This is a genomic window from Streptomyces sp. DH41 (genome assembly GCF_029813785.1).
Classification (GTDB): Bacteria; Actinomycetota; Actinomycetes; order Streptomycetales; family Streptomycetaceae; genus Streptomyces.
In genome coordinates this window covers 108,170-121,704 of the sequence record NZ_JARVKY010000016.1, presented here as the reverse complement: position 1 = coordinate 121,704, position 13,535 = coordinate 108,170, and the positions used below count along the sequence as shown (strand labels likewise).

Here is a 13,535-nt window from a genome sequence, read left to right as displayed (position 1 = left end):
TTCTGATCGGCGGCTTCCTCGTGAGCGCGCACCATGCTCCCTTCGACACCGGATGTCCGGCCACCAGCCTTACCGGACCGCCCCGGCCACCGGCAGGCCCGCGCGGGCAACGCCGGGGGCAGCGTCACCGCCGGACGACGGGGCCCGGCACGGTGGGTGGCATTCAGGAGGCCAGTTGCTTGGCTATGTACTTCTCCCAGCCCTCCTGCTGATCGGGGTCGTTGAGCGAGGCCTCCCACTCCTCCTTCGTCTCCTTGCGCCTCTCCCAGGTGCAGTTGAGGTCTATGAGCAACTCACGGGCCTTGGCACGAACATCCGCGGGTACGCTCTTGCCCACGGGGACGGCCGGCCCGGCCGCGAGCGCGTAGATTTCCTGCGCCGTGAGCTGACGCTCTCCCTGCCCGACGGACTTCGTCACCTTGAGGAATTCCGCCGTCGCGCTCCGCTTGCTGCCCTTCTTCTCATTCTCCGCGGTCTGCTCGGTGAATTCGGTCTCCCCCTGAGCCAGCGTGGTTCGGGCCCACTTGGCAGGATGCCGCACCTCGGTGGCGCGCTTGTAGCCGGCCTTGCCTCCCTTGTAGGCGGCAAGGCCACCCAGAGTGGCTGCCGCCACGCCGCCCACGGCAGGTGCGGCCGGAGTGGCGAGTGTCCCCGCGAGGGCTATGACCCCCAGGATGCCACCTGCGGTACGAACCACGTTGCCACCCAGGTTGACCGCACGCTTCACGATCTTCCTGTCCTGCTTCTTTATCGCGTACTGCTGTCCGCTGGCGAGATGCTCCATCAGCTCCTTCCTCAGGCTGTCCGCCTCCGCCTGGGACTCGCCAAGGGATTTCAGCTGTTCCGCGGTCGGGCCGGCCTGGGGGCCGCCCGACAGCCCGGCCGTTTTCCCGGCCAGCTCCGCACTCACCTCGTCCAAACGGTCCAGCACCGTCTGAAGCGTTCGGTTCCGAACCGCTTCCACATCCCGCAGAGAATGCTCCTTGAGATTACGGCGCTTGTGCTTGGTACGGTGGATGACTCGGCCCTCACGAGCACCGATACCTACGGAGAACACTCCGGTGAGAACGCCGGTTCCCTCTCCGAGACCCGCCACCCCCTCCGCGACGCCCTTGTTCTTCATCGCGGCGTTGCCCACTTTCAGCCCGTCGCTGACGGTCATGAGGGCGTTCGTAACGAAGCCGGCGGGCTTTCCCTTCTTGTCCTTGTCCGCCTGGTGGGCCTCGGCTCCCTTCGCGTCCTTGGCCTTCCGCGCGGAGAGGTAGCCGCGCCCGTCGTTGTATGCCCCCAGGACGGAGACGACGACGTTGGACCCGGACTCGACCTGCAGCTGTGGCGCGCTACCGAACGCCATGTCGGTGTTCGAGTCCTTCGCATGTGCTTGAGCTGCCACTCCTGAGGGTGCGGTGACGCGAAGGATGGCCGTGTCGCTCGGATCGAGCCTCTTTTTCGCATTGGTGAGACCGAAGGCGCTCTTGGTCTTCGCCTTGGCCTTCTCCAGGAAACGCGGCTTTTCCGGCTGCTGTGCCCCCGCCGCGTCTTTCGCCGCCTTCTCCTTCGCGGCCACAGCCTCTCGTGCCGCGGCCTCGGCCTTCCTCGCCCGCAGCTGCTCCCGCGCCGCGGCCGCCGCCTCTGTTCGCGCCTCGTTCTCCGCCTGTCTGTGGACGCCCGCGGCAGCGTGAGCCTTCCTCATCTCCTCCTGAGCCTCGGCCTTGGCCGCCGCGTACGTCTTCTGCTCGGTCACAGCCCTACTCAGCTGCTCCTGCGCCGTTTCCTCGTCCTTCTCCCGATCCCCCAGCGCGGTCTCCGCGGCCACCCGCGCCCGCGCCGCGGTCTCGCACTCGCTCTCCTTCTCCTCCACGAGAACCTGGGCAGCGGCCACCGCCTCCTGCGCGTCGTTCACGGGCTTGGCCCACTTCTGCACGGCGGCGGCGGCATCCGCCTGCTTCTCGTTCGCGGGGCCTACCTTCTCCTCTCCCTCCTTCGCCGCCTTCTCGAACCCACCCATCTGCTCCTTCGCCTTCGCCAGCGCCTTGGCCCACTTCTGCGCCTCGTCCCGCGCGGCGGCCACAGCCTGCTCCGCCTGCTCCTCCGCCTCGCCCTCGGCAGCCGCCCGCTTCTCCACCTCGGCCTCGGCGTCCTCCAACGCCTTCGCCGCGGCATCGGCCTTGCGCGTGAGCGTCTCCAGTTCGGCCTCGGCGTCCTTCAACGCCTTCGCCGCGGCCTCGAACTTCCGCGTGAGCGCCTCCAGTTCGACCTCGGCGTCCTTCAACGCCTTCGCCGCGGCCTCGGCCTTGCGCGTGAGCGTCCCCAGTTCGGCCTCGGCGTCCTTCAACGCCTGCGCCGCCTCGGTCACCTGCTCCTTCGCCGCGGCCTCCTCGCCGGCCCGCGTCCGCACATCACCCTCGGCCGTCTTCCGCCTCTCCTCCGCCTTCTCGACCTCCTCCGTCCGCGTTTCCACCTCGCCCGCGGCCTCCGCCCGCTGCCGCTCCGCCGCCGCGGCCGTACCCGCCCACTCCTTCGCCTTGTGCTCGGCCCCAGCCACCCGGCTCCGCGCGTCAGTCATCGCCTCGGTCCTGCCCTGCGTCAGAGCCTCGGCGTTCACCCGCTCCTGAGCCGCGCTCGCCGTCCGGCCCTTCAGCGCCTTCAGCTCCTTGGCCTCGGCCTCGGCCTTCTGCTTCCGAGCCTCGGCGTCGTCCCCCTGACGCTCCTGCGGTGCCTGCCCGGCCCCCGACGCCGGAGCGACCGGACTCACGGAGCCGACGACGGAACCCGGCCGCTCAGTGCCGGCGGCCACCACACTCCGCGTCCCCGAAGAGCTCGCCCGGGACTGGCCCACGGCCTCGGCCTCCTGGGTGACCGCCGCTCGCTGGATCGCCGCGGCGACGGCCTTGTTCCCCGCCTTGGCCTGCAAGGAGGCCAAGGCCGGTCGCGGTTGCCGCGGGCGGGGCCGGGACGGCGCGGCGGTGTCCGCGCGACGGGTCTGCGTTTCGTGCAAGCGGTCCGACACGGACAACCCCTCCTGACGTTCCGTCACCACTCATGTGACCGCTGCTCCGCGCCGGACGCGGCGGGACGGAACGCCCCTCAACGGGGCCTGATCGCGAGATGACGTCCTGGCAAACTGACACTCAACACACGATGTTGAAACAGAAACACCAGTCGTCCACCAGGGGTCCACCGGAGAAAGGTGAGGAGTCTGCCCCAACGGGCACGGCCGGGGGCAACCACCATGCCCCCACTCCGGCACCCGGGGACGTTTCGGTGACGGCAACGCGCGCGTGAGGCTGAGGGGCGTCCTGTCTCGTACCCCGAGGAGAGCAGAGCATGCCGTCCTACCTGTCGCCCGGCGTCTACGTCGAGGAGGTGGCCAGCGGCTCGCGCCCGATCGAGGGAGTGGGCACTTCGGTGGCGGCCTTCGTCGGACTCGCCCCGTCCGGCCCGCTGAACGAGCCCACGCTGGTGACCAACTGGACGCAGTACGTCGCGGCCTTCGGTGACTTCACCGGCGGGTACTACCTCGCGCACTCCGTCTACGGGTTCTTCAACAACGGCGGCAGCGCCGCGTACGTCGTCCGGGTCGGCGGCTCCGCCGAGGACGCCACCGGCGACGCCACGGGCGCGGGCTCCACCCCCGCGGCCGTGACGGGCACGGCCGCTCAGGCCGCGCTGCCCGCCGCCGAGCCCAAGCAGCTCGGCACCTTCGCCGTGACGGCCACCGCCCCCGGCCAGAACGGCCCGCTGACCGTCGAGGTCGCGGACCCCGAGGGCGAGGGCCCCGCCGAGCGCTTCAAGCTGATCGTCAAGGACGGCGACAAGCCGGTCGAGACGTTCGACGTGAGCGCCAAGAAGGGCAACCGCTCCTACGTCGTCACGCAGGTCAAGGAGCGCTCCAAGCTCATCACCGTGACGGAGGCCGCGCCGTCCGCGCAGCTGGCCCGACCGGAGAACCAGTCCCTGACGCTGCCCGCCCCGCCGGCCGCCGCCCCCGCCGTACCGGCCCAGAAGGCCGAGACCGCGCACCCCGGGCCGGCCCAGTACCTCGGCGACTCCGCGGACCGCACCGGCTTCGGCGGCCTCGAGGCCATCGACGAGATCTCCATGGTCGCGGTGCCCGACCTGATGGCCGCCTACCAGCGCGGCGCGATCGACCTGGAGGCCGTGAAGGCCGTCCAGCTCGGCCTCATCGCCCACTGCGAGCTGATGGGCGACCGCGTCGCCATCATCGACCCGCCGCCCAACCAGAACGCCCGCCAGATCCGCGTCTGGCGCCAGGAGACGGCCGGCTACGACTCCAAGTACGCGGCCCTGTACTACCCCTGGATCAAGTCCTTCGACCCGTCCAGCGGCCAGTCCCGCCTGGTCCCGCCGAGCGGCCACGTCGCCGGCATCTGGGCGCGCAACGACTTCGAGCGCGGTGTGCACAAGGCCCCCGCGAACGAGGTCGTCCGCGGCGCCGTCGACCTCGAGCTCCAGATCACCCGCGGTGAGCAGGATCTGCTCAACCCGATCGGCGTGAACTGCATCCGTGCCTTCCCAGGCCGCGGCATCCGCGTCTGGGGAGCCCGCACCATCTCCTCCGACCCGGCCTGGCGCTACCTGAACATCCGCCGGTACTTCAACTACCTGGAGGAGTCGATCCTGCTCGGCACCCAGTGGGTGGTGTTCGAGCCGAACGACCACAACCTCTGGGCCCGCATCCGCCGCAACGTCTCCGCGTTCCTGGTCAACGAGTGGCGCAGCGGCGCCCTCTTCGGCTCCCGGCCCGAGGAGGCGTACTACGTCAAGTGCGACGAGGAGACCAACCCGCCGGAGTCGGTCGACGTCGGCCGGGTGATCTGCGAGATCGGCATCGCCCCGGTCAAGCCCGCCGAGTTCGTGATCTTCCGGCTGGCGCAGTTCTCCAGCGGCAGCGGGGAGCTGGAGGAGTAGGCCGCCCGCCTACGCCGTAACCCTCGTACGCCACCTCGTAGACCACCCTCACGAAGCATCAGAAGGACAGAGAACACATGAGTCTCAGCCCGGGTGACTCCCTTACCTCACATAATTTCGGTCTCCAGATCGACGGCGTGATGGTCGAGTACCTCGCGGAGGTCAACGGCCTCAGCATCGAGCAGGACGTCATCAAGAGCTACCAGAACACCCAGTCGGGCCAGCCGGAGGTCAGCCTCCTGCCGGGTACGCAGAAGGACGGGCAGTGCACCGTCGTTCGCGGCATGACCCAGTCCCCCGCGTTCACGTCGTGGATCAACGACTCGATCGCCGGTCAGATGAGCACGGCCCGTAAGAACGCCTCCATCATCATGATGGATTACATGAACTCCCCGGTGAAGCGCTACAACATGCGCAACGCCTGGTGCAGCAAGATCGACGCCAGTGCGCTGAAGGCCGGCGAGGCCTCCCAGCTCACCGAGACCGTGACCATCGTCTTCGAAGAGCTGGTCATCGAGTAATGAGGCGTTCGGCCGCCGGGGCGTCAGCCCCGGCCCCCCAGACCGCGGCGGCGGGAGCGGACTTCCCCCGTTCGGCTCCCGCCGCCGCTCCGGCGGAGACACCGGCCGGTCCGCCGGCCGGTCCGCCCGTCGCCGCGGCACCGCGACAGCAGCTGCAGACCGAGTTCCCCTTCGAGCTGCCGCGCGGGTACGTCGACGACTCGGGCACGGTCCACCGCGACGGTGTCATGCGTCTGTCGACGGCACGGGACGAGCTGATCCCGCTGCGCGACGTGCGCGTCCAGGAGAACCCGGCGTACCTCTCGGTGGTGCTGCTCGGCCGGGTCATCACCCGGCTGGGCACGCTGACGATGGTGCACGACGGGATCGTGGAGAACATGTTCGCCTCCGACCTGGCGTTCCTGCAGGACTTCTACCGGCAGATCAACGCGGAGGGCCACACCCGCGCGGCCGTTCAGTGTCCGCACTGCACGGAGCCCTTCGAGGTGGAACTCGGCGGGAGCCGCCTGGGGGAATCGTGACGTACGCGACCGACCGGCTGCACGAGGAGATCGCGTACGTCGCCTACCACTTCCACTGGAGCCTGGAGGCGATCCTGGACATGGAACACCAGGACCGCCGCCGGTACACGGACCAGATCGCGTCCCTCGTGACGCGTGGAATGGCGGAGGGCTGATCGGTGGGAATCCTGGACCGGCTGCGGGGCCGTCGGGACGGCGTCGGAGGGAGCCACGACACGCTCCCGGCGGAGGTCTCGGCCGAGACCTCCGCCGAGGCATCGGGCTCTGACGCGGGCGGGAGTACGACGCGTACGACCGACCCCGCGCCACCCGTGGCCGTCGCCGCCTGGACGAGCCTGCCGCCGATCCAGCGGGCGACGGGCGCGGCACGTACGGGAGTCGCGGACGCCGGGTTCGGCGGGCGGCTGCCGACATGGCAGAACCCGTCGTTCACGGGGGCGCCGTCCCCCGCGGTACTGGACCCGGCGGCGGGCAGCAGCATGCTGTCGGGCGCGATCGACGCGTCCGGCACGTCCGACGCGTCGGCCCGCCCGGCGGCGGGCTCCGCCCGCCCCGCGCAGTCACTGTCCTCGGCGTCGGCGTCGCCGTCCGGCGCACCGGCGGTGCAGCGCATGCCGGTGGCGCCGCTGCGGGCGATACCCGGCGCGGCCTCGTCGCCCGCGCCCACGGCCCCCGCCACGGGCACGCGGACCGCTCCGGCCGCCGCCTCCGCGCCCCTCGCCCGGGCCACGCCGGTCCAGCGGGCGAGTTCCGCCGGGCCGGCCTCGTCCGGGGCACCGGCGAGCACACCGGCCCAGAGCGGTCGCGGCGTCCGCGTGACACCGGTGCCGCCCGCCCCGCCCCGCCCGCGGCACCCTCTGACCAAGGCTCCGTCCGGGTCACCGGCCGTGCAGCGCCGGGCCCTGCCCGCGAGCCCCCGGAGCGCGAACACCCTGCCGGACTCCTCGGGAACGGCGCCGTCGTCGGCGGACGGCGACCGAGGGGACCCCGGCTCGGCCCCCGCCCGGGACACCTCACCGGCCCAGCCGTCCAACGGCGGACCGGCCTCACCCGCGGCGCCCGCCGCGCCCGTCGGCGCCCCGGTGCAACGGGCCGTGCGCCCGGGCCAGCACCAGCACCGGTCGACGGCCGCCGATGTCCCGGCGGCGCCCTCTTCGGGCCGCGACGCCTCGGCCGGCCTCCCGGTACAGCGAGCGGTGCCCGGACCGGGTGCCACCCCGGCCACTGCCACCGGCGCCTGGGGTGCCTCCCCCGCACCGACCGCTTCCGGCGACGGCACGCCGACCGGTACGGCAACGGGCACGCCGGCCCAGCGAGCCGTGCCCCGGTCCGGCGGCCGGACCTCACCCGCGGCGGGCAGCGGCCCGGCATCCGGTACGCCGCCCCGGCGCCCTCTGCCGCAACCCGGCAGCGCAGCCTCACCCACACCCTCGCCCTCACCGGCTCCGGCCCCGGCTCCGGCTCCGGCTCCGGCTCCGGCTCCGGGCAACAATCCGGCATCCGGCCCGCCCGTACAGCGAGCCCTGCCGCAGACCGGCAAAGCGCCGACTCGCGCGGCGAGCGGCGGCCCGGCACCCGGCACGCCGGCACCACGCCCCCTGCCGCAACCCGGCAACGCCCCCACACCCGCACCGGACGCACCGGGCAGCAACCCGGCGTCCGGCGCACCCGTGCAGCGAGCCGTACCGCCATCGGGCCCGGCTCCGGCCGCCCGCACCGAGCCCGCCCGCGGGGCCACTCCCGCCGGCGGGCGCCGGGACACTTCGCCGGGGTCCACGACGCCCGGCTCCCCGGCGCGGCGGGCGGTGTCCCGGCAGTCCAGCCCCGATACGGCCACCCGCGCCAACCCGGGGCCCGCCACCTCCCGGTCCGACGGCGGGGCGGCGACGTCCGCGGCCTCCGCGGCCGGGAGCGCCACACCGGCCGACGCACCGACCGGCAACCCGGTCCAACGCGCCGTGCCGCAGACCCGCTCCGCGTCGGGCGACGCGGCGGGAAACCTCCCGGTGCAGCGGGCGGCCTCCCAGCCCATCACCCCTGCCTCCGCGCCCACCCCCGCCACGCCTCGCACCACCCCCGCGCCCACACCCACGGCCCCGTCCACGCCAAAGGCCGACCCCGCCACCGGCCGGACGGCCACCCCGGCCGACAGCGGCACGACCGGCCTCCCGGTGCAGCGGACGCCCCGGCCCACCGGCGACGCCCCGCGCACCGGCAACGCGGCGCCGCACCCGGCGTCGCCGTCAGCGCCGTCACCGTCACCCTCGTCGAAGGCCGTCCCGCCCGCCGGACGGCCGGCGTCCCCGGTCGGCGACAGCGCGGCCGGTGCCCCCGTCCAACGGGCCGTGCCCCCGCGCGACCGGCCCGCCACCCCCGCCGAGCGAGCGGCGTCCGCGCCTGACGGCGGCGCGACGACCGGCGCACCGGTCCAGCGGGCGTCCACCCGCGCCGACCGCGCCACCGCGGCCTCCGGCACGCGTGGCGACAGCCCCGGCGGCGCCCCCCGAACCGGTGCCGCCCCCGGCACGCCGCCGGTACAGCGCGCCGCTGCTCGCACCACCCCCGCGCCAGGCTCCGGCGGCGGTGAAGGACGGCCCACCGCGTCCCGGCCGGCCGGCACCGACCTGCCGTCGGGCGGCGGTGCCGGGCAGGGACGTCCCCCGGGCGCCCGCGGAGCCACCCCCTCGGGCGGCGCCGGCGGAGCGACCGGAGTACAGAGGTCCGCGACGCCTCCCCCGGCGGCGAACCGTTCCCCCGCAGCCACAGGCCGTCCCGTCGCCCCGAGCGGTGCGCAGCCCCTCGTCCAACGGCGGACGGCAGCCCCCGACCGGCCCAAGGCGCCTCAACCCGCGCAGCCCCAGCCGGCCGCCCGCGACGCCTCCGGCCCGACGACGCCCGGAACAGCACCGCAGCCCACCGCCGGCCCCGCCGCCGCCACCCCGCGCACGGCGCAACCCCCGGTGCAGCGCGCCACGGACCGGTCCACAGCGGCGCCGAACGCGCCCGGCGCCGGCCCGACGCCCGCCGCGCACCGCGACACCCACGTCGCCCCCGGCTCCTCCGTCACTCCGGTCGCCTCCGCCCCACCGGTCGCCTCCACGCCGCCCGTCACCTCGTCGCCGCCCCTCGTCCAGCGGTCCTTCCCGGGACCCGGTGAATCGGCCGGACCGGCCGGACCGGCCGCCGTGCCTCTCGCCAAGAAGGCGGCCACCCCCGCCCCGGCACGCCCGGTGCAGCGCAGCGCCACGGCGCCCCGCCCCGGCCTCGGCGCCCCCACCTCCAGGCCGGTCACCGCCGTACGCCCGAGCACGGAGCCCCCGGCCACCCCGCAGGCACCCCCCGCCCCGAGCCCGGCACCGGCCGCCCCGGCCCCCCGCCGTTCTCCGCTGGGCGCCCCCCTCTCCAAGGCACCGGGCGACACCAAGCCGCTCGCGGGCCGACCCCCGGCCCCGGTCCCGGTTCCCAACAGCCCGCACACCGAGGGCCGTACCTCTCCGCCGGTCCAGCGGGCCACCGCACCGACCGCCCCCTCGGCACCGCCCCCCGCACCCGCGCCGCCCCTGGCACCCACACCGCCCTCCCCCGCCATGGCCGCCGAGCCCCCGGCGTTCCCCGGAGCGGCCGCTTTCGCACCGTCCCTCACGTCGCCGTCCCTCACGTCGCCGTCTCTCACGTCGCCGTCTCTCACGTCGCCGCCCCTCACCTCGGCGTCCCTCGCCCCCGGCGGCCCCGCCCCCGCGCCCCCGGTGCAGCGCGCCCCCGCCACCCGGACCGCGTCCGCCAGGGCGGCCGTACCTCTGCGCCGGCCCGCGCTCCCCGGCGCGAACGCCGCCCGGACCGCGCTCCCCGTGGCGGCCCTCACTCCGCCCCCACCGGCGCCGCCCGTCGCGCTCCCCGCCGCCGGCGCACCGGCGGCGACGCCCGCGCAGAGCACGTCCGAGCTCCCCGTACAGCGCCTGTTCGGCCGCGGCAGCCGCACCACCACCGGTGCCCTCGCCGCGGCGGCGGCGTCCACGGTGGCCTCCAGCCTCAGCCGCCTGAGGCACTCGGCGTCCTCGCAGCACAGCCCGCCGGCCGACCCGCCGCCTGCCTACAGCGCGTCCCCGCCCGGCGGCAGCCCGCCCCCGTACACGGCGGTCGCCGCCTCCTCGGGCGGCGCGGAGGCGGACCGGCCGCCCGCGTACACGGCGGTCCCGGACGGCGGATTCGACCCGCGCGAACTGACCGACTTCCAGCTCGACGAACTGGTGCACCGGATCATCGGCCGCGTCACCCGCCTCGTCCGCACCGAACTGCGGATGGACCGCGAACGGATCGGCAGACTCCGCGATCCACGCTGACCGGCCACCCACCGACCAGCCCCGACCGGTTACACCCCGACCGACCGCCCGTCCCCGACCGGCCACCCGCCGACGCACCCCGCGCGCCCTGCCGCACACCCGACAGAAAGGCCCACCCCCGATGCCCCGCCAGGACCCGGGCTCCACGATCTGGTTCAGCCTCACCATCGACGGCGAGAGCCTCGGCTTCTTCAACGGGTGCGAAGGCCTGTCGTCCCAGGTGGAGATCGAGCAGCGCCAGGAGGGCGGCAACAACGGGTTCGTCTGGCAGCTGCCCACCCGCGTCACCTTCTCCAACGTCCGGCTGACCCGCCCCCTCACCCCGGACACCGCCAAGGTCGCCAAGTGGATCTCCTCCATCCAGACCGGGATCAAGCGGCCCACCGCGCAGATCTCCGCCCTGCGCGCGGACGGATCGCTGGTCGCCCGCTGGGGGCTGATGGACGTCCTGCCCGTCAGCTGGCAAGGACCCACCCTCGACCCCAACAGCCCCGCCGTGGCCACGGAGGTCCTGGAGATCGCCCACCACGGATTCACGGACTGACGGCGCCACAGAGCAGAGAGGAAGACCCATGGCCAAAGGCAGCAAGGGCGCCGGCAAGAGCCTCGTACGCGCCACCCTCGCGATCCACGAGCCCCCGAGCGGCAAGAGCACCACGCCCGGTGGGCTCATGCAGATGTTCAGCTTCGAGTTCAACCCGTCGCAGCTGACGCTCAGCCGCCGCGCCGAGTGGAAGGCGACCCCGGCCCCGGCCGTGCGGGAGGGCTCCAAGCCGGAGTTCATGGGTACGGAGCCGCGCTCGATGTCCTTGGAGATCTTCCTGGACTCGTCCGCCAGGCCGACCGGCAACACCGTGCTGAAGAAGGTCGAGTCGCTGCTGAGCTGCTGCGAGGTGACGCCCAAGAGCTTCGCCCGCAAGCAGCCGTCGCCTCCGTGGGTGATCTTCGAGTGGGGTTCCTTCTCCACCGCCCGGTTCACCGCGTACGTCGCCTCCATCGAGGCCTCGTACACCCTGTTCAGCACCACCGGCGTGCCCATCCGCGCCACCTGCCAGATGCAGCTGAACGAGATCCCCAGCAAGACCAAGGGGCAGAACCCGACCTCGGGCGCGCTCACCGCGCAGCGCGTGCACCGGGTCGTCGCGGGCGACTCGCTCCAGTCGCTGGCCTGGAGCGAGTACGGCAACGCCAACGCCTGGCGCGCGATCGCCGAGATCAACGGCATCGACGACCCGTCCCGGCTGCCGACCGGCACCGAACTCGTGCTGCCCTCCGCCGAGGAGGTGCGGCACTGATGGTGCAGGCATCGTTCTCCAGCGTCGTCCAGGTCACGATCGGCGGCGCGAAACTGCCGCCCGACGTCGCCACGATGCTCGTCGAGGGCTGGGTCGACCAGGGCGCGGGCGTCCCCGCCGCCTTCCGGCTCACCTTCCGCGACCCCCACCGGCTGCTCCTCGGCGACCTGAACGTGCAGTTCGGCACCAAGGTGGTGATCACCCCGATCGCCGACGGCCAGGGCGCCGGCAACCCGCTGCTGACCGGCGAGGTCACCGGCATGGAGGCCGACTACGACGGCACCGGCAGCTTCACCGTCATCCGCGGCTACGACTACGGGCACCGCCTCATGCGCCAGCGCCGCGTGGCCGCCTACCGCAACCAGCGCGGCTCCGACATCGCCCGCAAACTCGCCGGCCAGGACGGTGTGCCCGTCGGCCGGATCACGGCGACGAAGGGCACCTACGACTTCATCAGCCAGTCCAACGTCACCGACTGGGACTTCCTCGCCCGGCTCGCCGACGAGAACAACCGGGTGATGTCGCTCGACTCCAAGGGCAGGTTCCAGTTCGTCAAGCCGCAGACGTCCGACGGTGCGCCCTCGCCCGCGACGGAGGGCGACAAGAGCCCCTTCGTCCTGGAGGGCGGCAACGACATCCTGCGGCTGCGGGCCGCGGTCACCGCCGCCGACCAGGTCAGCAAGGTCGAGACACGCGGCTGGAACGTCACCACCAAGAAGAAGATCACCGAGGTCGCGACGATCACCACCGACCCGGGCATCTCCATCGGCTCCACCCCGGGCCAGGCCGCCAAGAAGTTCAAGACCGCCAAGCTCGTCGAGACCAGCAACCCCTACGACAAGCAGGACGAGGTCAGACACGCCGCGCAGGCGCTCTCCGCCGACATCACGTCCTCCTTCGCCGAACTCGAGGTCGTCGCCCGCGGCAACCCCAGACTGCGGCCCGGCGTGCCCGTGGCCCTCGCCGACGTCGGCAAGCCCTTCGAGGGCAAGTACACGGTGACCTCCGTCCGCCACGTCTTCGGCGACGGCAGGTACTACGAGTCGTGGATCAACGTCAGCGGACGCCAGTGGCGCTCCCTGTACGGGCTGGCCTCGGGCGGCGGCAGCGCCGACAGCGGAAGCCCCCGGATCCCCAGCGTCGCCAACGCCATCGTCACCGACGTACAGGACCCGCTCAAGCAGGGCAGGGTCAAGCTCCAGTTCCCGTGGCTGGACGACACCTACGTCAGTGACTGGGCACGCACCATGCAGCTCGGCGGCAAGGGCGGCGGCGGCGTGTTCCCCATGGACGTCGGCGACGAGGTGCTCGTCGCCTTCGACCGGGGCGCGCTCGACCACCCGTTCGTCATCGGCGGGCTCTACAACGGCCGGGACCTGCCCACCAAGGTCAACGACGTACCCCTGCACGACGGCCTGAAGAAGAAGGCCGCCCGGCACACCCTGTCCGACCGCCAGGGCAACCGCGTCGACCTGCTCAGCCAGCAGACCGGCATGCGCAAGCAGGGCGTCCGGATCGCCAGCGGCAACGACAAGCTGACCATCAACCTCGACCGCACCAAGACCGAGATCACCATCGACAGCGCGGGCTCGGTCAGCATCACCGGCAGCCGTTCGGTGTCCATCGACGCGGGAACGGACCTCACCCTCAGCGCCAGACGCAGACTCAGCATCAAGAGCGGCGGGATGCTCGACATCCAGGGCCGCGGCATCGTCAACGTCAAGTCGCTGACCGGCCCCGTCACCATCGACGCGATGGGCGCGCTCAACCTCAAGGCCGTGGGCGCCACCATGATCTCCTCCGGCGGCACCCTCCAGGTCAACTCCATCGCCAACGTCGGTATCCGCGCGGCGACCCTCATGCTCCAGGGCGTGGTCCTGGTCAACAACAAGCCGTACCCGCTGCCATGACAGCGGCACCGAAGAC

9 protein-coding genes are annotated in these 13,535 nt (G+C 73.1%); 8 read left to right on the top strand and 1 reads right to left on the bottom strand.

The genetic code is table 11. From position 1 onward, the window contains the following. Window positions 1-163: 163 nt before the first annotated feature. The gene (locus tag QC283_RS24880) at window positions 164-2,800 is read right to left on the bottom strand and encodes a hypothetical protein (protein ID WP_279563887.1); all 2,637 of its coding nucleotides are present in this window, start codon (window positions 2,798-2,800) and stop codon (window positions 164-166) included. Between the two features lie 527 nt (window positions 2,801-3,327). On the opposite strand from QC283_RS24880, the gene QC283_RS24875 reads away from it, so the two are divergent. The 8 genes from QC283_RS24875 (at window position 3,328) to QC283_RS24840 (ending at window position 13,519) form a co-directional block, all read left to right on the top strand. After that, window positions 3,328-4,932 (top strand): phage tail sheath subtilisin-like domain-containing protein, encoded by a 1,605-nt coding sequence (locus QC283_RS24875; RefSeq protein WP_279563886.1) that lies wholly within the window; start codon window positions 3,328-3,330, stop codon window positions 4,930-4,932. A gap of 77 nt (window positions 4,933-5,009) precedes the next feature. Continuing rightward, window positions 5,010-5,453 (top strand): phage tail protein, encoded by a 444-nt coding sequence (locus QC283_RS24870; protein ID WP_279563885.1) that lies wholly within the window; start codon window positions 5,010-5,012, stop codon window positions 5,451-5,453. Next, on the top strand, window positions 5,453-5,974 hold the full coding sequence (locus QC283_RS24865; RefSeq protein WP_279563884.1) for a hypothetical protein: 522 nt from the start codon (window positions 5,453-5,455) through the stop codon (window positions 5,972-5,974). The genes QC283_RS24870 and QC283_RS24865 overlap by 1 nt, the downstream gene beginning before the upstream one ends. Continuing rightward, window positions 5,971-6,129 carry a DUF6760 family protein gene (locus QC283_RS24860; RefSeq protein WP_279563883.1) on the top strand — a complete coding sequence of 53 codons (159 nt, stop codon included), beginning with the start codon at window positions 5,971-5,973 and terminating at the stop codon, window positions 6,127-6,129. The genes QC283_RS24865 and QC283_RS24860 overlap by 4 nt, the downstream gene beginning before the upstream one ends. Window positions 6,130-6,132: 3 nt before the next feature. Continuing rightward, complete coding sequence (locus QC283_RS24855) at window positions 6,133-10,314, top strand: hypothetical protein (protein WP_279563882.1); 4,182 nt, start codon at window positions 6,133-6,135, stop codon at window positions 10,312-10,314. A gap of 121 nt (window positions 10,315-10,435) precedes the next feature. Continuing rightward, window positions 10,436-10,858: a phage tail protein gene (locus tag QC283_RS24850; RefSeq protein ID WP_279563881.1), complete on the top strand. Its 423-nt coding sequence runs from the start codon at window positions 10,436-10,438 to the stop codon at window positions 10,856-10,858. 28 nt (window positions 10,859-10,886) lie between these two features. Continuing rightward, entirely contained in the window at window positions 10,887-11,609 is a 723-nt protein-coding gene (locus tag QC283_RS24845; RefSeq protein WP_279563880.1) for a CIS tube protein, read from the top strand. Next, window positions 11,609-13,519 (top strand): VgrG-related protein, encoded by a 1,911-nt coding sequence (locus QC283_RS24840; RefSeq protein ID WP_279563879.1) that lies wholly within the window; start codon window positions 11,609-11,611, stop codon window positions 13,517-13,519. Before QC283_RS24845 ends, QC283_RS24840 begins: the two co-directional genes overlap by 1 nt. Window positions 13,520-13,535: the final 16 nt, after the last annotated feature.